15 protein-coding genes are annotated in these 21364 nt (G+C 65.6%); 6 read left to right on the top strand and 9 right to left on the bottom strand.

The window, feature by feature from the left end; translation table 11 throughout:
• The first annotated feature begins 104 nt into the window (after positions 1–104).
• The 3 genes from SCA01S_RS05895 to SCA01S_RS05885 are packed head-to-tail and all read left to right on the top strand — an operon-like array spanning position 105 to position 4186.
• A complete protein-coding gene (locus tag SCA01S_RS05895) occupies positions 105–1196 on the top strand; it encodes an HlyD family secretion protein (protein WP_062783897.1) in 1092 nt (363 codons plus the stop codon).
• Positions 1196–2725, top strand: a complete 1530-nt coding sequence (locus tag SCA01S_RS05890) for a DHA2 family efflux MFS transporter permease subunit (protein ID WP_062783894.1) — start codon at positions 1196–1198, stop codon at positions 2723–2725. Before SCA01S_RS05895 ends, SCA01S_RS05890 begins: the two co-directional genes overlap by 1 nt.
• A 3-nt stretch (positions 2726–2728) precedes the next feature.
• Positions 2729–4186: an efflux transporter outer membrane subunit gene (locus SCA01S_RS05885; RefSeq protein ID WP_062783891.1), complete on the top strand. Its 1458-nt coding sequence runs from the start codon at positions 2729–2731 to the stop codon at positions 4184–4186.
• A gap of 124 nt (positions 4187–4310) precedes the next feature.
• Here the strand turns inward: SCA01S_RS05885 and SCA01S_RS05880 are convergent, their stop codons facing one another.
• The 9 genes from SCA01S_RS05880 to SCA01S_RS05840 form a co-directional block, all read right to left on the bottom strand.
• A complete protein-coding gene (locus tag SCA01S_RS05880; protein WP_062783888.1) occupies positions 4311–5243 on the bottom strand; it encodes a Vgb family protein in 933 nt (310 codons plus the stop codon).
• 118 nt (positions 5244–5361) lie between these two features.
• Positions 5362–7137, bottom strand: a complete 1776-nt coding sequence (gene atzF / locus SCA01S_RS05875) for an allophanate hydrolase (RefSeq protein WP_062783885.1) — start codon at positions 7135–7137, stop codon at positions 5362–5364.
• On the bottom strand, positions 7134–10733 hold the full coding sequence (uca, locus tag SCA01S_RS05870) for an urea carboxylase (RefSeq protein WP_062783882.1): 3600 nt from the start codon (positions 10731–10733) through the stop codon (positions 7134–7136). The genes atzF and uca overlap by 4 nt, the downstream gene beginning before the upstream one ends.
• A complete protein-coding gene (locus SCA01S_RS05865; protein WP_062783879.1) occupies positions 10730–11365 on the bottom strand; it encodes an urea amidolyase associated protein UAAP2 in 636 nt (211 codons plus the stop codon). Before SCA01S_RS05865 ends, uca begins: the two co-directional genes overlap by 4 nt.
• A gap of 19 nt (positions 11366–11384) precedes the next feature.
• A complete protein-coding gene (locus SCA01S_RS05860) occupies positions 11385–12158 on the bottom strand; it encodes an urea amidolyase associated protein UAAP1 (RefSeq protein WP_062784285.1) in 774 nt (257 codons plus the stop codon).
• A gap of 104 nt (positions 12159–12262) precedes the next feature.
• On the bottom strand, positions 12263–12742 hold the full coding sequence (locus SCA01S_RS05855; protein ID WP_022677795.1) for a CopG family ribbon-helix-helix protein: 480 nt from the start codon (positions 12740–12742) through the stop codon (positions 12263–12265).
• 16 nt (positions 12743–12758) lie between these two features.
• Positions 12759–13550: an ABC transporter ATP-binding protein gene (locus SCA01S_RS05850; protein WP_022677796.1), complete on the bottom strand. Its 792-nt coding sequence runs from the start codon at positions 13548–13550 to the stop codon at positions 12759–12761.
• On the bottom strand, positions 13547–14362 hold the full coding sequence (locus SCA01S_RS05845) for an ABC transporter permease (protein ID WP_062783876.1): 816 nt from the start codon (positions 14360–14362) through the stop codon (positions 13547–13549). Before SCA01S_RS05845 ends, SCA01S_RS05850 begins: the two co-directional genes overlap by 4 nt.
• Before the next feature lie 71 nt (positions 14363–14433).
• Positions 14434–15516: a putative urea ABC transporter substrate-binding protein gene (locus SCA01S_RS05840; RefSeq protein WP_062783873.1), complete on the bottom strand. Its 1083-nt coding sequence runs from the start codon at positions 15514–15516 to the stop codon at positions 14434–14436.
• Positions 15517–16316: 800 nt separating this feature from the next.
• Here SCA01S_RS05840 and SCA01S_RS05835 point away from each other — a divergent pair.
• From SCA01S_RS05835 to SCA01S_RS05825, 3 genes are all read left to right on the top strand, one after another.
• Complete coding sequence (locus SCA01S_RS05835; RefSeq protein ID WP_062783870.1) at positions 16317–18722, top strand: TonB-dependent receptor; 2406 nt, start codon at positions 16317–16319, stop codon at positions 18720–18722.
• Positions 18723–18851: 129 nt separating this feature from the next.
• Positions 18852–19736, top strand: coding sequence for a sterol desaturase family protein (locus tag SCA01S_RS05830; RefSeq protein WP_062783867.1), 885 nt, complete (start codon positions 18852–18854; stop codon positions 19734–19736).
• A 49-nt stretch (positions 19737–19785) separates the two neighbouring features.
• Entirely contained in the window at positions 19786–21360 is a 1575-nt protein-coding gene (locus SCA01S_RS05825; protein WP_062783864.1) for a tetratricopeptide repeat-containing sulfotransferase family protein, read from the top strand.
• Positions 21361–21364: the final 4 nt, after the last annotated feature.

Here is a 21364-nt window from a genome sequence, read left to right as displayed (position 1 = left end):
TTTATATCTAAATCGCCAAATAATCATTCGACTTATGGGCATGCAGCGATACGAGAGCCCCGAAACGGCGTCTTTGCGCGCCGGGGCGCGATGTGGGCAAAAGAATGGCACGAGATGATGTGGCGGGCAGTGGCCCGAACGCCAACGTGGTGGCAGATCCGGCACCGCCGGCACGGCGGCAGCGGTGGCGCCTGCCCCTGTTGGTCGGCGGGGTGGTAATCGCCGCGGCGGTGGGAACCTGGCTCTATCTGGGCAGCCAGGGGCACGAAACCACCGACAACGCCTATATCCAGGCCGGCCTTGTCGCCGTCAGCGCCAATGTCAGCGGGCCGGTGATCGCGGTGGAGGTGCACGAAAACAGCCGCGTCAAGAAAGGCGACGTGCTGTTTCGCATCGATCCCGCGCCATTCCAGGTGGCCGTGGCGGCGGCCGAGGCCGACCTGGCCAATGCCCGTACCCAGGTTGAGGCGCAGCGCGCCACCTATGCCCAAGGCCAATCGGAACTGACGACGGCGCGCGCCCAGCTGGACTATGCCATGCGCGAGGCGGCGCGGCAGAAGGCCTTGCTGGCGCAGAGCATTTCCTCGCAGAACCAGGCCGATCAGGCCGTGCTGGCCGAGCGCACCGCGCGCGCCGCCGTGGCCGCCGCGCAACAGCACAATGCCAGCCTGGCGGCCGCGCTTTCGGGCAAGGTCGATGCGCCGATCGCCGACCAACCTGCCGTCCGCCGCGCGCAGGCGGCCCTCGATCAAGCGCGGCTCAACCTGTCTTACACGGTGGTGCGCGCCGCGCAGGATGGCGTGGTGACCAAGGTGCCGCAATTGCAGGTGGGCAGCTATGTCACGGCGGCCAAGCCGGTGTTTACCCTGGCCGGCACGCATCTATGGATCGAGGCGAATTTCAAGGAAAACCAGCTTGATCAGATGCGCATCGGGCAGCGGGCGACGGTCCGGCTCGATGCCTTTCCCTCGCTCCACCTGCGCGCGCGCCTGGCCAGCTTCAGCCCTGGCACGGGCAACAGCTTTGCCCTGCTGCCGGCCGAAAACGCCACGGGCAACTGGGTAAAGGTGGTGCAGCGCCTGCCGGTGGAGTTCGAGATCGAGAACCCGCCCGCCGGGGTGCCGCTCCATGCCGGTTTGAGCGCGGAAGTGACGGTCAATACCAGGGGTGCCGGCAGCGGGCAGGCGGCGCACTGATGACCGCGGGCTATCCGCCGGCCGGGGTGCGGCGCATGGTCACCGCCTCGGTCATGGCCGCGACGGTGATGAACTCGCTCGACAGCACGATCGCCAACGTCGCCCTGCCGCATATCCAGGGCAGCGTCTCGGCCTCGGCCGACGAGATCACCTGGGTCCTGACCTCGTACATCGTCGCCGCCGCGATCTGCACGCCGCTGACCGGGTGGCTGGCCGGGCGGTTTGGCCGGCGGCGGCTGATGCTGTGGTCGATCGTGGGGTTCACCATCGCCTCGGGCCTGTGTGGCATGGCCACCAATCTTACCGAAATCGTGGGATTCCGCCTGTTGCAGGGCGTGTTCGGCGCGGCGCTGGTGCCGATGAGCCAGGCCATCCTGCTCGATATCAACCCGCCCGAGCGCCATGGCCCGGCTATGTCGGTGTGGTCGATGGGCGCGGTGCTGGGGCCGATCGTGGGCCCGGCGCTGGGTGGCTGGCTGACCGATAACCTGACGTGGCGGTGGGTGTTTTTCATCAACCTGCCGATCGGCGCGCTGGCCTTTGCCGGCTTGTCGCTGTTCCTCAAGGAAAGCCCGCAACGTACGCAGACCCGGCTCGACCTGTTCGGCTTTGCCATGCTGGGCCTGGCGGTGGGTTCGCTGCAACTGATGCTCGATCGCGGACAGACCAAGGACTGGTTCAGCGCCACCGAGATCGTGGTCGAGGCCATGCTCGCGCTGCTCTTTGCCTATCTGTTCGTGGTGCACATCCTGACAGCGCGGCGCCCGTTCATCGATCTGGCCTTGTTTGCCAACCGCAATTTCACGCTGGGTTCGATCTTCGGTTTTTTCCTGGGCGTGCTGATCTTTTCGGTGCTCGCCCTGCTGCCGCCCATGCTGGAAGGGCTGATGCACTATCCGGTGGTGCTGACCGGCCTCGTCACCGCGCCGCGCGGGGTGGGTTCGCTGATCGCGATGATGCTGGCCGGGCGGCTGATCAAGCGTGTCGATGCGCGGCTGCTGATCCTGATCGGGTTTATCCTGAGCGCCTGGTCGATGTATCGGATGAGCGCGTTCTCGCTGGGCATGGATGAAAGCCTGATGATCTGGTCGGGCTTCATCCAGGGTCTGGGGACGGGCATGATCTTCGTGCCGCTGTCCACCATCACGTTTGCCACGCTCGATCCCCGGTTCCGCAACGAAGGCGCGGCGATGTTCACGCTGATCCGCAACATCGGCTCGGCCATCGGCATTTCGGTGCTGCAGGCGATGACCGTGCGCAACACCGCCACGGTGCATGCCCGTCTGGTCGAAGGGGTGCGGCCCGACAATCCGGTGCTGGCCTGGACAGCGCCGGGGCTGGATTTCCATGCCGCAGACCAGGTGGCGCGGATCAACGCGGCAATCACCAACCAGGCGGCCATGGTCGGCTATATCGATGCGTTCTGGGCACTGTTCCTGGTCACGCTGCTGGCCATTCCGCTGCTGCTGTTCCTGCGCGGGCCACGCCGCAGCCGGGATGGTGACGATCTTCATCTGCACATGGATTGACCGATGCGCGCCAGACGATGCCTTGTTCCGTTGGCTTTCTTCCCGGCTGCACTGGTTGCCGGATGCACGGTCGGCCCCGATTTCCATCGCCCGGCCGCCCCTGTGGCCACCGCCTATCGCGCGGCCGACGATGTCGCGCCTGCCGCCGGCGCCGCGCCGCAGGCCAGCCTGGGCGAAGGGCCGCAGGCGCAATGGTGGCGCGCGTTCGGTTCCGATGCGCTCGACCAGCTGGTCGATCAGGCGCTGGCCCATAACGAGAGCCTGGCCGCCAGCGATGCGACATTGGCAGCGGCGCAGGCGCAATGGCGCGCCGTGCTGGGCCGCCACGCGCCGCAGATCGATGCCAATGCCCGCGCGGAACAGCAGCAGGTGAACCTTGCCGCGTTCGGCTTTGGCGCGTCGCCCGCGCTGGGGCTGGATGGCAATCCCGATTTCCATCTCTATTCGGTGGGCGGCGGCGTCAGCTATGACCTCGATCTGTTCGGCGGCCTCAAGCGCCAGGCTGAACAGAGCGGCGCGCTGGCCCTGGCGCAGCAGCGCCAGACCGAGGCCGCGCATCTGGCGCTGGCCGGCCAGGTGGTGAACCAGGTGCTGACCATCGCCGCGATCCGCAGCCAGATGGCCGCGCAGCAGGCGCTGCTCAGCGATGACGCGCGCAATCTCGACCTCATGCAAAAACGCCAGCAGGGGGGCGAGGGCACGGCGGTAGAAGTCCTGAGCGCGCAGGCCCAGCTTGCCGCAGACCGGCCGGCCTTGCCTGCCTTGCAGCAGCAACTGGCCCAGGCGCGGGCGATGCTGGCGACGTTGCTGGGCATCACGCCCGATGCGCTGGGTGCCACCGATTTCACGCTGGAGCAGTTTTCCCTGCCAGCGCAAGTGCCGGTCTCGCTGCCTTCGGCGCTGGTGCACAAGCGGCCCGATATCCTCGCGGCCGAGGCGCAGTTGCATGCCGCGACGGCCGAGATTGGGGTGGCCACCGCGCGGCTCTATCCCAACATCACCCTGGGCGCGACGCTGGAACAAGGGGCGCCGGGGCTGGGCGATCTTACCGCCAATGCCTTTCGCGGATATGATATCTTCGCCGGGCTGACTGCGCCGATCTTTCACGGCGGCACGCTCAAGGCGCAGCGCGAGGCGGCCGTGGCGCGGGCGCGGGCGGCCGACCATACTTATCGCCAGACAGTGCTGACCGCCTTTGCCCAGGTGGCGGAACTGCTCCACGCGCTCGACAACGATGCGCAAGGCGTGGCGATGCAGCAGGATGCCCTGGCCGTGGCCGACCGCGCCCGCACGCTGTCGCGCAAGAGCTTTGACGTGGGCAACAGTGGTGTGTTGCAGGTGATCGACAGCCGGCGCACCTGGCAGCGCGCCAGCACCGCGCTGGTGCAGGCGCGTGCGCAGCAGTTCCTCAATGTCGCGCGGCTTTATGTGGCGACGGCTGGGGGGTGGGTGACGGAGTGATGTTGGTGCGTGGTTTCCACCAACCCCAAACCCCCTCCTCTAAAGAGGATGGGGCTTAAAAACAGGATGTTAACTCCCCCTCCTCTTCAGAGGAGGGGGTCGGGGGGTGGTGGAACCCTAACGCTTACTTCCCGTAACCGGCCACACCCGGCCACCACGTCAGCGTGTGGGCATCATGCGCCGATGTCCAGATTCCTGCCGGGGCAAAGCGCAGGCCACCGCTGCCCGCAGGCTTGCCCACGCGCGCGTCGATCGCCATGGTCTGGGCGTCGATCACGGCAAAGACCTGGTCGTCGGTGGTGCGCAGCCACACTTTGCCGGCGCCGGTATCGATATCCCCCCACTTGAGGTTTTCGCCAACCTTTACCCGGCCAAGCAGCGCGCCGGTCTTCGGGTCGATACGCGCCAGGGTGCCATCGCCCTGTTCCTGCACCCAGACGCTGCCTTCGCCGGCCGCCAGGAAACCCGGCGCCTTGCCCAGCGGGGTGCGCGCGGTGACGGTGTTGGTGGCCGAATCGATGCGCTGCAGGCTTTGCTGTGCGGCGCTGACCACCCAGATCGCGCCTTCGCCAGCGGCCATGTACCAGCTGCCGGGATCGACCGGCACGGTGGCAATCACCGTGTTGGTGGCCGGATCGATGCGCGAGACCACGCCCTTGGCATCGCTCGCCACCCAGATCGAGCCTGCGCCGGCCACGACATTGAGTTCGCCTTCCTTGTCGTTGGCAATGCCGCTGGCAATCGTGGCGACAAGCTTGCCCGTTGCGGTGTCGATGCGGTTGACGGTGCGATCGGCGCAATTGGCGACCCACAGCGCGCCAGCGGCAATAGCCATGCCGCCGCAGGGATGGGCCAGCGGCACTGTCGCCTTCATGCCGGTGAGTGACCATTGCTCCACCCGGCCGCGATTGGTGGCCCAGACGGTGTTGCCGTCAACCGCCAGGAAATCGGCAAAGCCGGGCACGGCGATAACCTTGGGCTTGGGGGCGGCGTGGGCGGCAATTGGGGCCGTAAATGGGGCGAGCGCCAGGAGCGTGGCGGCAACAAAGCGCTTCATCGGCTTTCCTCCTCTTCGTCACCCCGGACTTGGTCCGGGGTCCAGCTTGCTTGCTCTCCCGCCGCTCAAAGGAAGCGGGACCCCGGATCAAGCCCGGGGTGACGAAATATGATGGTGGTCAGGCCTTCTGCGCAATGAAGGCGCGCCAGCCACCGAGGTCGGTAATGTCTTGCGCGCCGGTGATCGCGCGGGGTTCGGCGACAAAGCCTTTGACGCTGCTGCCATCGGCCAGGGTGACCGTGCCGATCGCCAGCGGCGCGGGCACTTCGACGGTAAAGCTGCCGAACTCGGCCACGCCCAGTTCGTAGACTTCCACCGCAATCGCCGCGCCTTCGTCTCCGGCATGGATCAGCGCGGGCTTGGGCGGCACGCTGTCGGCCATGGCATAGAGGCGATAGCTGGGCGCGGTGGTGGTCGCTTCCACGAAGGTGGCGTTGCGGCTGGTCAGCTGCCAGTGCAGCGGCATGTCCTTCAAATGGGCGCCAACCACGGCGAGTTTCACGGTCTGCATCTTGCCCTCCAGATCGAGCGGGGGTGGGGGTGGCAGTTGCGCCACCGAAAGATAGGCATCGGCCAGATCGAGCAGCGCGCGGTCGCTGTCGGCCGGGCCGATCAGCGTGATGCCAAAGCCGGTGGCATTGTGGCGCACCCCGGCCGGCACGGCGAGCGCCGCCATGTCGAGCAGATTGACGAAGTTGGTATAGGCGCCAAGGTTGCTGTTGAGCGCGATGGGCGCGGCCTGCAATTCGGCGACGCGATAGGCCGTGCCGGTGGTGGGGAACGCCAGTGCGTCGATCTCGTCCCACAGCTGGTCGGCATGGCGCTTCAATTCGGCCAGGCGATAGATGCCGTTGAACAGCTCGACCGCGCTTTTTTCCAGGCCGGGTTCGACCACGGCGCGCACGGTGGGATCGATCGCGCCGGGGTTGCTGGCCAGCAGCGGGGCCAGCGCGGCGGTGCGCTCTGCCACCCATGGCCCGCCATAGAGCAGCAGCGCTGCCTCTTGCAGCGGGGCATAGTCGATTTCCACCAGGGTACCGATTTCGGCCAGCTGGGCCAGCGCGCGGTCATAGAAATATTCGGATTCCGCGTCACCAAACCACTGGCGCTGTGCGCGCTTGGGCACGCCGATCACGCGGCCGGCGATCGGCTTGTCGGCCAGCGATTTCGACCAGGGATCGGCAGCGTCATAGCCGGCGACGACATGATCGATCAGCCGCGCATCGGCGGTATCGCCGGTGAAAACCGAAATGCAATCGAGCGAGCGGCAGGCAGGCACCAGTCCAGATGTGGACCAGCGGCCCTTGCTCGGCTTCATGCCGATCAGATGGTTGAACGCGGCGGGCACGCGGCCCGATCCGGCGGTATCGGTGCCGAGCGCGAACGGTACCAGGCCAGCGGCCACCGCGATCGACGAGCCAGAACTGGACCCGCCCGAGACATAGGCCAGGTTGCTGGCATTGCGCGGAATGCCATAGGGGCTGCGCGTGCCGACCAGGCCGGTGGCAAACTGATCGAGGTTGGTCTTGCCCACGCAGATCGCGCCGGCCGCCTCAAGCCGGGCCACGACTGTCGCCGATCCTGATGGGCTATAGGCAAAGGCCGGGCAGGCGGCAGTGGTATCGAGCCCCGCCGCGTCGATATTGTCTTTCACCGCAAAGGGCACGCCGGCCAGCGGCAGGTGTTCGCCCGCCGCCACGCGCGCATCGACGGCGCGGGCAGCGTCCAGCAGGGCAGCATCGGCCGGGCGGCTGATCCAGATCTGTGGCTGCACGGCATCATAGGCCGCGATGCGCGCCAGTGCCAGCTCCATCGCAGCGAGCGCTGTGGTTTGCCCGCCGCCAACCGCCTGGGCGAGGGCGGCTGCCGATAGGCGCGGTGCCGGCCCGCTCATGCCGCGTGCCGGCGTAGGGCGAGCATTGGCGCGCCGGGTTGCAGGGCCTGCTTTTCCTGCATGTAGAGCGCGGCGACCACGCCGCTGCCGGGGCTTTCAACCGCGCATTCCATCTTCATCGCCTCCAGCACGGCGATGGTATCGCCAGCCTTGACCTCGTCTCCTTCGGCGACGAGCAGCTTCCACACGCTGCCGCCAAAGGGCGCTTCCACCAGGTCGGCGCCATCGGGCACATCCACCGTGCCGGCCACGGGGGCATCGGCATCGGCCAGGTCCGTCACGCGGTCGAACTCGCCACGGCGTTGCCACTCGGCGCGTTCCGCGTCGAAAGCGGCCACGCGCTGGGCTTCGAACGCGGCGATTTCAGCGGCGTTGTCGGCCAGGAACTGGCGATAATCGGCCAGGCGAAACTCCGATGGCTCGATTTTGATCGACCGGCGCCCGGTGGGAAAGTCGCGGCGCCATTCCACCAGTTCCTCGGCGCTTACTGGATAGAAGCGGATCTGGTCGAAGAAGCGCAGCAGCCAGGGCTTGCCCTCGATAAAGGCGTCGGTCTGGCGGTGGGTGTTCCACACCTGGATGGTGCGGCCAAACAGCTGGTATCCGCCCGGCCCCTCCATGCCATAGATGCACATATAGGCGCCGCCGATGCCAACGACGTTGGGCGGGGTCCAGGTGCGGGCCGGGTTGTACTTGGTGGTAACCAGGCGGTGGCGCGGATCGACCGGCGTGGCGACCGGTGCGCCCAGGTACACGTCACCCAGGCCCATGACGAGGTAGTTGGCCTCGAAGATCAGGTTCTCCACCGTGGCGGCATCGGGCAAGCCGTTGACGCGGCGGATGAACTCGATGTTGTCGGGGCACCACGGCGCATCGTCGCGCACCGCGCCCATGTACTTCTGGATGGTTTCGAGCGTGGCCGGATCGCGCCAGCTCAACGGCAAGTGGACGATGCGCGAGGGGATGGTGAAATCTTCCAGATCGCCCAGGCGCTCCTCCGCCTCCATCAGCGCGGCGAGCACGGCTTGCTGATCGAGGCTTTGCCCGTCGAAATGGACCTGCAGCGAGCGGATGCCCGGCACAACGTCAATCACGCCGGGCAGCGCCATGCGTTCCAGCTCGGTCATCAAGGCGTGCACGCGGATGCGCAACTCGATATCGAGCGTGATCGGGCCGTATTCGACCAGGATATTGCGATCACCCTGCTGGCGATAGACCGTACGCGGGCGCGTGCCGTGCCCGGCGATCTCCGCCAGGATCGGCGAAAGCGTCTCGATCTCGCGCGCGGGGCGCGGCGCCGGGGGCGTGCCATCGGCCACCAGCGCGCGCTGCGCCGCATCGGCGGCCTGCGCATCGGCGATGGACACGGGCACGAAGCGCAGGCGATCGCCTGGCACCAGTTGCCCGATCTTCCAGCGATCGGCCGCGATCACCACGAAGGGGCAGACGAACCCGCCCAGCGACGGGCCATCAGGGCCAAGAATGATCGGCATGTCGCCGGTGAAATCCACCGCGCCAATGGCATAAGGATTGTCGTGGATGTTCGAGGGATGCAGCCCGGCCTCGCCCCCATCGGCGCGTGCCCATTGCGGCTTGGGGCCGATCAGGCGCACCCCGGTGCGGTTGGAGTTGTAGTGCACCTGCCAATCGGCGCCGACGACCATCGCGATGTCTTCATCAGTGAAGAAATCGGGCGCGCCGTGCGGGCCATAGAGCACGCGCAGCGTCCATTCGCTGCCCATGGCGGGCAGTTCCACCGCCGGCAGCGGGGCAGCGGTTTCCTCGCCGCCCAGGTGCAGCACATCGCCCGCCACCAGGCGCCGCGCGGCATGGCCGCCGAACTGGCCCAGTTCGAACGTGGCGCGACTGCCAAGGTAGGGCGCGATGTCGAGGCCACCGCCGATCAGCAGATAGCCGCGCATGCCGCCGCCGCGCGTGCGGCCCGTGGCCAGCGTCTGCCCGGCGGATACGGCAATAACCTCGCCCAGCGGCACGGCCACGCCATCGAGCGTCGCGCCGAAATCGGCCCCGGTCAGGCAGATGCGCGCGGGCGCGGTGAACGCCAGGGTTGGCCCGGTGTGCGTCATTTCGAGGCCAGCCATGCCTTCGGGATTGCCCAGCAGGCGGTTGCCCAGGCGGAACGATTGATCGTCCATCGGCCCGGAGGGCGGCACGCCCACAGCCCACAGATGCTGGCGGCCGGGCCAGTCCTGCACCGTGGTGGCCGTGCCGCCGGCGATTACGCGCAGGCTGGCAGGCACGAAGCTGATCGTGTCGAGCACGCGGGTGGAAACCTCGCCGCTGGTGAACGCCGGGCTCGCCACCACCTGGCGCAGCCAGCGCAGGTTGGTTTCGATGCCATCGATGCGCGTGGCGGCCAGCGCCTGCTGCATCGCCGCCACGGCCGCTTCGCGGGTAGGGGCATGCACGATCAGCTTGGCCAGCATGGGATCGTACCATGCGCTTACCTCGGTGCCCGCGACCACCCAGGTTTCGGTGCGGATATCGGCGGGAAATTCCACTGCCGTCAGCGTGCCGGAAGTGGGGCGGTAGTCCAGCGCGGGATCTTCGGCATAGAGACGCACCTGCACCGAATGACCCGATGGCGTTGTGGGCGCGCTGTCCAGAAACGTGAAGTCGCCAGCGCCGCCGCGTACCATCCATGCGACCAGGTCGATGCCCATAACCTCTTCGGTCACGCCGTGTTCGACCTGGAGCCGGGTGTTCATTTCCAGGAAAAAGAACTCTTTGCGATCGGCATCGTAGAGAAATTCTACCGTCCCGGCCGAGCGGTAGCGCGCCGCCTCGCCCAGGCGAATGGCCGCTGCATAGAGATCGGCGCGCACGCTTTCGGGCAGCAGCGGGGCAGGGGCTTCTTCGACCACTTTCTGGTTGCGGCGTTGCAGCGAGCAATCGCGCTCGCCCAGGGCGACGATGCGCCCCGCGCCATCGCCAAAGATCTGCACTTCGACATGGCGGGCGCGGCGCACATAGCGTTCCAGGAACACGCCGGCGTCACCAAAATTGCTCTGCCCCAGGCGCGCCACGGTGGCAAAGCCCTCGCGCACGTCGGCCTCGCTCTCGCACACGCGCATGCCGATGCCGCCACCGCCGGCCGTGGCCTTGAGCATGATGGGATAGCCGATGGCCGCCGCCGCCTCCACCGCTTCGTCCTCGCTGGTCAGCAGGTCGCTGCCCGGCGCCAGCGGTACGCCATGGGCCTTGGCCAGTTCGCGCGCGCTGTGCTTGAGGCCGAAGGTGCGGATATTGTCAGGCGTGGGGCCGATGAAGACAATGCCTTCTGCCGCGCAGGCATCGGCAAATTCGACGTTTTCGGCCAGGAAGCCATAGCCGGGGTGGATCGCGCCGGCGCCGGTCTGCTTGGCCGCAGCGATGATCGCGGGAATGTTGAGATAGCTTTCGCTGGCGCGTGCCGGGCCGATGCACACGGCCTCGTCCGCCAGGGCGACATGGGCCGATCCCTCGTCCGCCTCGGAATAGACAGCGACAGAGCGCAGGCCCATCTGGCGCAGGGTGCGGATGATCCGGGTGGCGATCGCGCCACGATTGGCGATGAGGACGGTATCGAACATCATGCCGCCACGATCATGCGCACGGGGGTGGGATTGAACGCATTGCAGGGATTGTTGATCTGCGGGCAGTTGGACACGACGACCACCACGTCCATCTCGGCCTTGAGGTCCACCGTCAGGCCCGGCGCGGAAATCCCGTCGACGATGCCCAGCGCGCCATCGGCTTCCACCGGCACGTTCATGAAGAAGTTGATGTTCGACACGATGTCCCGCTTGCCGCGCCCTTCCCACAGGTTGGCCTCGAGGAAGTTTTCGACGCAGGCATGTTGCCACTTGGTGTGATGACCATAGCGCAAGGTGTTGGATTCGCACGAACAGGCCCCGCCAATCGTATCGTGATAGTCCACCGCGCTGGCCGCGATGGTCATCATCGGGCGCCCTTCGTTGGACAACAGCGTGGTGCCCGCGCGCAGGAACAGGTTGCCCTGCGCCGCCACGGTATCCTGCGCGGAATAGCGCTCGGCATCGTCGGCCGCGCTGTAGAGCAGGAAATCGACCGCCTGGTTGCCTTCCAGATCGACGATGCGCAGCGTCTGCCCCTTGGCGACATGATAGAGCCAGGGGGCGCGGGCGGGCACGATCTCGTCATGCACGATGGTTCCGGACAGGCCGGCAAGATGGGTATCGGTTGACATCGCAATCCGTCCTTCGCGTTTAGCGGCGGAAATAGTCTTCGACATTGAGGAAGGCGCGCAGGCCTTCGGGTGTCGCGTTGCGGATGGGATCGTTGCCCAGCGTTGCCGGCCCGCGCCAGGCGGTGGCGCGCAGCGGGGTGACGCTGTATTCCGCGCGCGGATCAAGCACGTGGGGCACATTGGCAATGACCACGATCACGTCCATTTCGGCGCGCAGCAGCACCTGCCGGCCGGGCGCAAACGGGCCGACCAGCGGCGTGATCGTGCCGTCTTCCTCGATCCGTGTGCCCTTGAACAGGTTGATGCAGGGATGCACGTCGCGCCGTGTCAGGCCATGCTTGGCTGCGCCGAGCAGGAACCGATCGCGCCCGTTGGGGCAGGCGCCGCTGTTGCGGCCCTCGCCATATTTGGCAGCATTGCTGGCCGCGTTCGATGTGCCGGCAAAGCAATCGTGCGTGCCGGCATCATCCTCCACGATGCTGAGCAGCACGCGGCCCATGTCCGACAGCAGGAGCTTGCCCGCGCCGAGATAGGCGTTCCACTGCACCTTGACCGTATCGGCCACGTTGAGCCGCTCGGTCGGCATGGCGGCGTTGAATACTTGCAGCCCGGCGCAGGCATCGCCGCGCGTATCGATCAGGCGCAGCCGCGTGCCGCGTGCCAGAACCCGCGTGGCATAGCCGCCGGCAGCGGTGGTTTCTTCCCACACCAGGTCTGCCGGATCGACCCCCTCGGGCAGATCATCAGCCTTGGGCGGCAGCACCGGCATGGTTTCCACCACGGTGCCGCCCATGCTGCGGGCATGATCGCGCGCGGCAAGCGGGTTGGCGAGGTTGCCTCCGGCGGCGGCCGGGGTTGCGGCCGGGGTTGGGGCCGGGGAAGGGGTGAGCGTATCGGTCATGCGGCCGCTCCATTGCTGGTGCTCTTGCCGTCGTCCTGAACATAGATCGGCGGCAGCAGGGCAGTGGTGGTGACAAGTTCAAGCTGTTGCACGCCGCGCACGCGGCGCAGCGCATCGGAAAGTTCTTTCAGCCGCACGGCCGGACCCTGAACGAGCAGGACTTCCAAGCTCTGGTCGTCTTCCAGGAACACGTGCTGGGCGGAAATCACCTCCTTGAGGTAATCGGCCTGGGTCTGCGCCAGCTGGTGGCGCACGCGGCCACGGTCACCGCGATAGACCATGGTGATCGTGCCGGCGAGCATCTCGTCCGGGCGGGTCAGCGCTTCGTGGTCGGCCAGGGCGTGGCGGATCAGCTCGGCAATCAGTTGCGAGCGCGAGGGCAACTGGCGCTCTTCCACCATCATGTCGAGCTTGCGGAACAGATCGGCCGGCAAGCTCATGCTGAGCCGCGCCAGGCTGGCGGGTTCGCTGCTCATGCGAGTTCCTCTCTTGTCATACGGCCACCTTTTGCGGCGGCGTCTTGTCTTCCGGCTCGGCGGTTTCGGCCGGCGCTTCGTCTTCGCGCGGGCGCAGCGGCAGGTCATAGACCACTGTGGCGCCATAGCGGTGCGGCGCGTGGGGATCGTGGCGGCGCTTGTCGAGCGCTAGCACGCGGGTGCCGAGCGAGAACGCCTCGCGGATGTCGTGGGTGACCATGATCACCGTCAGCGCGTGTTCGCGCCACAGGCGGCGGATCAATACGTGCATGTCAGCACGGATACCTGGATCGAGCGCGCCGAACGGCTCATCCAGCAAGAGGATGCGCGGCCGCTTGAGCAAGGCCTGGGCAATCGCCAGGCGCTGCTGCATCCCGCCTGACATTTGCGCCGGATAGAGCTGCAGTGCATCGCCCAGGCCAACCGCCTCGAGCATGGCGACAGCCTCGTCGCGCGCAGCGCGACGGGCGCTGCCAAACAGGCGCGCGAGCAGCGGCGCTTGCGCGCATTCCAGGCCGAACATGGTGTTCTGCAAGGCGGTGAGATGGGGAAACACCGAATAGCGCTGAAACACCACACCGCGATCGGGGCCGCATTCGGGCGGCAGCACCGCGCCATCCAGGCTGATCGTGCCCCGGCTTGGCGCCTCTTGCCCCAGGACCAGGCGTAGCAGGCTGCTCTTGCCCGCGCCCGATGGCCCGACGATCGAGACGAAACTGCCGGCCGCCACATCGAGATTGATCTTTTCCAGGACGATCTTGTCCCCGAATTCGACCCAGATATCGCGAAGGGAAAGGAGCGCGGTCAATGGCTTGCTCCATGAGCCCAGGGAAACAGGCGGCGGCTGGCGAGGGACAGGGCAAAGTCCAGGGTAATCGCCAGAAGCGCGATCCACGCGACGTAGGGGATGATCACGTCCATCGCGAGGTAGCGCCGCACCAGGAAGATGCGATAGCCGAGGCCAGTATCGGCGGCGATCGCCTCGGCCGAGATGAGGAACACCCAGGCCGGCCCAAGCGCCAAGCGCACCGCCTGGATCAGGCGCGGCATGGCCTGGGGCAGGGCAACGCGGATCATGATCTGCCAGCTGCTGGCCCCCAGGGTCTGCGCCTTGATAATCTGTTCGCGCGGCAGGCTGGCGATATGATCGGTGATGTCGCGGATCATCGGCGGGGCGATGCCCACCACGATCAGCGCCACCTTGGCCGTTTCACCCAGGCCCAGCGCGATGAACAAGACCGGCAGCAGCGCGATCGGCGGGATCACCGCAATCGCGGTGACCAGTGGCCCCAGCGTGGCGCGCACCGGCGGCAACACGCCCAGCACCAGCCCGGCGACCAGCGCGCCCAGCGTGGCGATGCCCAGGCCCAGACCCAGCCGCTGAAGGCTGGCGAACGTGTCGGTCCAGAACAGGAAGTGGCCCGAAAGCGGATCGGCCTGAAACAGCAGGGCCGAAAGGCCGCGCGCCATGGCATCGGGCAGCGGCAGGATCTTGTCACTGGGGTTGAGCGCGTGGCGCTGCGCCGCCATGACGAGATAGAGCACCAGCAGCGCCAGGATCGGGACCGCGCCGGCGATCATCCTGTCATTGCGGCGCATCTTGCGGTTGACCCAGCGCATCGCGTGAACCCCTTGGAAACAGACGGCAAGCCCCGGCAGCGTGCCGGGCCTGCCGGATTAGAACCGCCGGATCAGAGCTTGCCGGCGGCGGCCAGCTTCATGAAGCTGTCGTCAAAGCGCAGCGTGACATGGGCGGGATCGCCCAGCGTCTTGCCACCCGGAAAGGCCATGCCGACCGCGTCGGCCGAGCTGGCGCCCTTGAACAGGCCCTTGGAAAAGCTGAAATCGCGCACCCGCGTCATCGTCGTGACCAGCGCCGGGCTGTCTGCCGCGGCCACTGCTGCGGCGGGCTGGTCATAGAGGAACGTGGTGGTCAGCTGCTTGTCAAACACATCGGGCGTGGTCCCGGCGAGCTTGGCCATTGCGGCGCGCGCTTCCTTACCCTGGGCGTCCTGGCGTTTCATCAGCGCCATGGTTTCATACCAGATGCCGGCCAGTGCCTTGCCCAGCGCGGGATTGGCCTTGAGCGTGGCGGTATCCACCGCCATCAGATCGAGGATTTCGCCCGGAATCTGTGCCGAGGAAAACACCTCGTTGGCGCCCGGCTGCCCGCGCATGACCGACAGCTGCGGGTTCCAGGCCACTGCGGCCTGGGCATCGGGGCTGGAAAAGGCGCCCACGATATCAGCGTCTGACGTATTGATTGTCTTGACATCGCTGAGCGACAGGCCGGCCGATCCCAGGGCGCGGGCGAGCAGGTAGTGCGACACCGAGAGCTCGACCAGGTAGATCTGCTTACCCTTGAGGGCAGCAACCGAATTGGCACCTTTGAGCAGGACGCCATCGTTGCCGTTGGAATAGTCGCCGACGATGATCGCGCTGGTATCCTTGCCCCCGGCGGCAGGGATGGTCAGCGCATCCATGTTGGTGACGGTAACACCATCAAACTTGCCGGCGTTATATTGGTTCACGGATTCGACATAGTCGTTCACCTGAACAATATTGATCTTGATGCCGTACTTATCGGCCCATTTCTTGACGATACCTGCCTGCTGCGCATAGGGCCATGGCATCCAGCCGGCATAGATCGACCAGCCGATATTGAATTCGGTTTTCTTCGCGGCTCCGGCATCGGGTGCCGAGGAGCATGACGCCATCATCAGTGTGCTGGCCAGAAGTGCGATCTTACCCGCCGTGCCGATCATCTTCATCATGATTCGCGCCCCTTTCGCACTGCACCATGGTTGCAAAGCCCACCCTTGTCCATGGCAAAAATATTACCCATCGTCATTTTTGTAATAACGCGCCCCATGGGTGAGAAATGCAGCCACGCGTTCTGGCATCGCCATGCTGGAAGCGACATATACGCCGCCTATCCAGCGTTCATCGCCATATCTCGTGAGCTGCATGCTGTGCAGCGATCACACTTTGACGCCAGGTTGAGTCGCGAATCAAGCGGCAATTTGGGCCAGCAATGGCATCGCTGTGGGCCGTGCGTGTGCGGTGACGGTACCCCGCTATGCCGCAAGTGCGAGGAAAAATGGCGGGTTTCCTCGTATTTCCTGTGAGTGAATCATACTGAATGCCACGAAAATTATTACGCTTGACCGATTATGTAATATCGGTACCGTGGCAGGTGTCGATAGTTCAGGGCGACACAATAAATATACCAAGAGCGGGTCACCAGAGCCACGCCGCGTTGCGGTGCGGGCGATGGGTAATAGTGCGGATTTCAGGCCGGTTGTTGACTGTCGGAGCGACAGCAAGCGCTCCCACCCTGCCAGGGCCTGGCGCCGCGTTTCGATCCCGACCACTTTTGGCAAGGCAGGCGCAAGCGAGCCGGATGGGTTCGCTTGCCACGCAAATCTTGGTGCCAGGCCGGTTAGCGGTCGGCACTTGCCCGGCAAGCGGGCTGATCCCTGGGAGGGGATGTCACAGCACAGGCTTTTTGAGAACAAAGCGAGGGGCTGAAGTGACCAAGCGATCTTTCCGAACGAACCTGCTGAGCGCCACGATGCTGCTTATCCCGGCACTGGCGCCGCATTCGGCCTATGCGCAGGCAGCCCCGCAACCGCAAGGCGAGCCGGCGGCCGACGCCGCAGCGGCTGCCGGCAGTGACGCCAACTATATCGTGGTGACGGCCACGCGGCGCGCCACCACCTTGCAGGATGCACCGATCAACATCAGCGCGGTCAGCCCGCAGGAACTCGCCCGCCAGCGCATCGACGACGTAAAGTCGCTCGCCGCGTTTACGCCGGGCATGACCGTGGCCGATACCGGGCCGGGCTCCACCGGCAAGATCGTGCTGCGCGGCATCAATTCGGGCGATTCCAGCGTGGAAGGCGCTAGCGCCAACAGCGCGGTGGGTGTCTATCTCGGCGAAGTGCCGCTTTATCTCGATTTCAAGCTGCTCGATATCGACCACGTTGAAGTGTTGCAGGGCCCGCAGGGCACGCTCTATGGCCTGGGCACGCTGGCCGGCGCGGTGCGCTATATGCCCAACCGGCCCGATACCGACCACTACAGCGTCGATCTGCATGGCCGCTGGTTTGGCGAAAGCCACAGCAGCGAAGCGGGCGTGAACGCCGATGGCACGGTCAATATCCCGATCGTGAAGGACCACATCGCGCTGCGCAGCACCGTGGGCTATTACGACAACCCCGGCTTCATCGATTACAACTACCTGCTGCGCCAACCGGGCGTTTCCGATCCGCAGCCGGTGCGCGGCGCCACGGCGGCCGAGGGTTCGTTCGGCACGGCGGCCCAGCGCGCGGCGAATTTCTATTCCAAGAAGGATGTGAACTATGAACACACCTTCACCACGCGCAACCAGCTGCTGCTGGAAGCCAGCCCGGACTTCAAGGTCTATCTGACCTATGCCCACCAGATCACCAAGACGCAGGGCCGCCAGGCCAACGGCGCTGGCGTGCTGGGCACTGGCAAGTATGAAGCGCCGTGGCGCTATCTGGAACCGACCAACCGCACGTCGGACCTCTATTCGGCCGAGTTCAACGTCAACGTGTTCGACGTGGCCCAGCTGGTGGCGACCACCGCCTTTACCAACCAGAAGATCTATACCCAGCGCGACAACACCGACCTGCTGCTGGATCTGGACTATGGCTATGAAGCCTTTCCAGAGTTTTCGTCCTACAACCAGGCAACCTCGAACTATCACCAGTTCAACGAGGAAGTGCGCCTGGTTTCCACCCACGGCGGCCCGTTCAGCTGGGTGCTTGGCGGGTTCTACAACAACATGCGCTATGGTTCGCAGTATCGCGAATATGTGCCCGGTTATCCCGATTGGGCCGGCATCTATCGCCCCGACAATCTGGAATACATGTCGTTCGTCAACACCCGCACCAAGGAAAAGGCGGCCTATGGCGAAGGCACGTTCCACATCACCAAGGATTGGCAGGTTACCGGCGGCTTGCGCTACTTCAAGTATGACGCCTTTGCCGAGGGCGGCACGGATACGCCGCTGTTCAGCAAATATACGCCGTATCCGCTGGTGGTCTTCGCCCCGCAGCGCATCAAGTCGGGCAGCACGGGCAAGGACGGCTTTGTCTGGAAGGCCAACACGTCTTACAAGTTCAGCCCCGATCTCATGGCCTATTTCACCTACAGCACGGGTTATCGCACCGGCAACGTGAACCGCGTGGCGCCATGCGTGCTGCCGCTTGATCCCAAGGTGCAGAACGTCTGCGCACTGCCCAACGAGCTGGCCTATGGCCCGGACAAGACGCGCAACCGTGAACTGGGCCTGCGCGGGTCGTTGTTTGACCGGAAGTTCCAGTTCACCTTGAGCGGCTTCATCGTCACCTGGGCGGGCGTGCAGGTGCCTAGCCAGACGGTCAACGGCGCGGTGGGCATCACTGTAAACGGCAGCACCGCCGTGTCGAAGGGCATCGATTTCTCGGGCCACCTCAAGATCACGCCGCAACTGACGATCGATGGCACCTATTCCTACAACGACGCGCACCTTACCGCCGATGCCCCGGGCATCGTGGTGAGCAGTGGGGTCAACTATGATGCCTTTGCCGGCGATCGTCTGCCGGGTTCGACCAAGCATTCGGGCAGCGTTGGGGCCACCTATACCTACCCGCTGACCGAGGGCCGCGATATCGAAGCGACCTGGGCGATGACCTATACCGGCGACATCTATTCCCGCGTCGGCCTGCGCGGCAATGGCGAAGTGATCCCGGCCTATACCACGCACCGTGCCTCGGTCACCTATCACAGCCCGATGTTCGATGTGGGCGTCTATGCCGACAATATCTTTGACAAGTATGCCGTGACGGCGGTGGAGAACGACACCAGTTCCTATAACCGCGCCCGCAGCGGCGTGGTGGAACGGTTCTATGCCTATGGCGTCCTGACGCCACGCCGTGTCGGCCTGGAAATGACCTTCCACTACAAGTGACGTGAAAAGCCCGCTTCCTGTTGCTGCGTGAATGGATCGTGACGACAGGAAGCGTCACCCCGGACTTGATCCGGGGTCCCGCTATTTTCCAGAATTTCGTAACAGAGCTTCGCCATGGATGGGACAGACATGAAACAGCGGCTGATCGGGCTGATCCCGCCCGCCACGCTTTTGGCAGTGATCCTGTTCTGGGCCTATGCGCCCAAGAGCGTGATCGATTATCCCTGGACGCTCACTATCATGGCCACGGCCATTTCGGCCTGGCTGCTGTTGCTGGAATGGCTGTTCGAACGCCACGCCGATTGGCGGATGAACTGGCGCGAGTTCTTTACCGACACCTTCTATGTCGTGCTTAGTTCCACGGTGATTTCGCGCGCGACCGATTTCTTTGCCGATGCCCCGATGAAGGCGGCCAAGGCCAGCGCCGGGCTGTCCACGCCGTGGCTGGAACACCTGCCGTTCCTGGCGCAGGTCGGGCTGATCTTCTTCCTGTTCGAATTCGGCCAATACTGGATGCATCGCGCGATGCATAACTGGACGCCGCTGTGGCTGACCCATGCGCCGCACCACCACATCACCCAGTTGAACGCGCTCAAGGGCTATGTCGGCAATCCGCTGGAACTGTTCCTGATCAGCCTGGGCGTGATTACGCTGCTCGATTTCAGCCCGGTGGCGATCCTGTGTGCGGCGAGCGTGGGCAACGTGGTGGCCGGATTTGCCCATGCCAACGTCAAGTCTGATCCGCCGTGGTTCTATTCGTTCTTCTTCACCACGATCCGCCATCACAGCCTGCACCATTCGGTGGGCTATGAAGAAACCCGCTGCAACTATGCCAACTCGATGATTCTGATCGATCGCGTGCTGGGCACCTATCGCGAGGGCGAGGGCATCCTGGTCGGCCAGGACGAGCGGCGCCGCCTGACCATCCGCGAACAGTTCATGTTCCCCTTCGTGCCGGTGATCGATGCGATCAAGCAGCGCCGCGCGGGCAATGAGGAAGCGGTGCAGCGCTGACCCCGTGGCGACGCTTGCCAGTTCCACCGCGCCCATGGCACAGGGCGGGATGAGCAAGACCGATCCGCAGATTGCCGCCGCGCGCGCCGCCTTGGCGCGGGGTGATTGGCCGGCCGTCGTGTGCGCGGCGCAGATGGTTGGCGATGCGGCCCCGCAGCGGGCGGAGGCGCTGTTCCTGCTGGGCCTGGCCGAAGCCGGGCAGGGACGGATCAGCGCCGCGATCGCCCTGCTGCGCCAGGCTGTGGCGCGCGATCCCCAGGGCGAATACCGCGCGCAGCTTGCCCGCCTGTTGATCATGACCCGGCAGGACAGCGCCGCCGCGCAGGCTCTGGCCGAGGCCAAACAGGCGCTGCCCGATGATGCGCTGAGCCGCGATACCATGGGCTGCGTCTATGCCCGCCTGGGCGACCATGCCGCCTCGCTGCCCCATTTTGCCCATGCCGTGGCACAAGCGCCCGACATTCTCGAATACCGCTACAACCACGCTGCGGCGCTCAATTTCGTCGGGCAGGTCAGCGAGGCGGAGGCCGCGCTCGAAGCGCTGATCGCGCGCGCGCCGGGCCATGGCCGCGCGCATCACCTGCTCGCCAGCCTCAAGCGGCACACGGCAGACAGCCACCATGTGCCACGCCTGCGCGCGCAACTGGACGCGGCGCACGATCCGCGCGATCGCCTGCTGCTGGGCTATGCCCTGGCCAAGGAGCTTGACGATCTTGGCGAGCACGACGCCGCGTTCACCGCGCTGGCTGCTGCCAATGCGGAGCATCGCGCCCGGCTGCCCTATCGCTTTGCCAGCGATGCCGCTAATTTCGACGCGATCGAGGCGGCCTGGCCGGCATTGTCCCGCACCCCGGTGGCTGATGCGCCGACAGAGGCGCCGATCTTCGTCATCGGGATGCCGCGCACCGGCACCACGCTGGTCGACCGCATCCTGTCCTCGCACCCCGAAGTAGAAAGCGCGGGCGAACTGCAGGCCATGCCGCTGGCGGTGAAGCACGCCGCCGGCACGCGCACGCGCACCGTGCTCGATCCCGACACCATCGCCGCGCTGCGTGCGGCGGATCTGGGCGCCATCGGCCATGATTACCTGGTCCGCGCGCGCCATCACCGACGCGACACGACGCGGCGCTTTGTCGACAAATTTCCCGGAAATTTTCATTATGCCGGAATAGTGGCCGGTTCTTTGCCCAACGCGCGCATCATATGCCTGCGCCGCCATCCGATGGACACGGTGCTGAGCAACTTCCGCAACCTGTTTGCGATCACCTCGCGCTATTACGACTACAGCTATGACCTGATGGACATCGCCCGCTATTATGCGCGCTTCGACGGGCTGATGCGCTTCTGGCAAGCGGCCATGCCCGGCCGCATCCTGGAGGTATCCTACGAGGATCTGGTGGCAGACCAGGAAGGCGTGACGCGCCGCATGCTCGATCACGCCGGGCTGCCCTGGGACGCCGCCTGCCTCGATTTCCACCGCAACCAGGCCCCGGTTTCCACGCCCAGCGCGGCCCAGGTCCGTCGCCCGATCTATCGCGATGCACTGGCGCGATGGAAACGGCACGAGGATGCGCTGGGTGAGGTGGCGGCGTTCTTTGCCGAGCAGGGCATCGCCATAGACTGACCGC

The sequence above is a fragment of the Novosphingobium capsulatum NBRC 12533 genome, assembly GCF_001598375.1.
GTDB lineage: Bacteria > Pseudomonadota > Alphaproteobacteria > Sphingomonadales > Sphingomonadaceae > Novosphingobium > Novosphingobium capsulatum.
The sequence above is the reverse complement of the archived record's forward strand: the minus strand, read 5'-3'. Positions and strand labels throughout refer to the sequence as shown.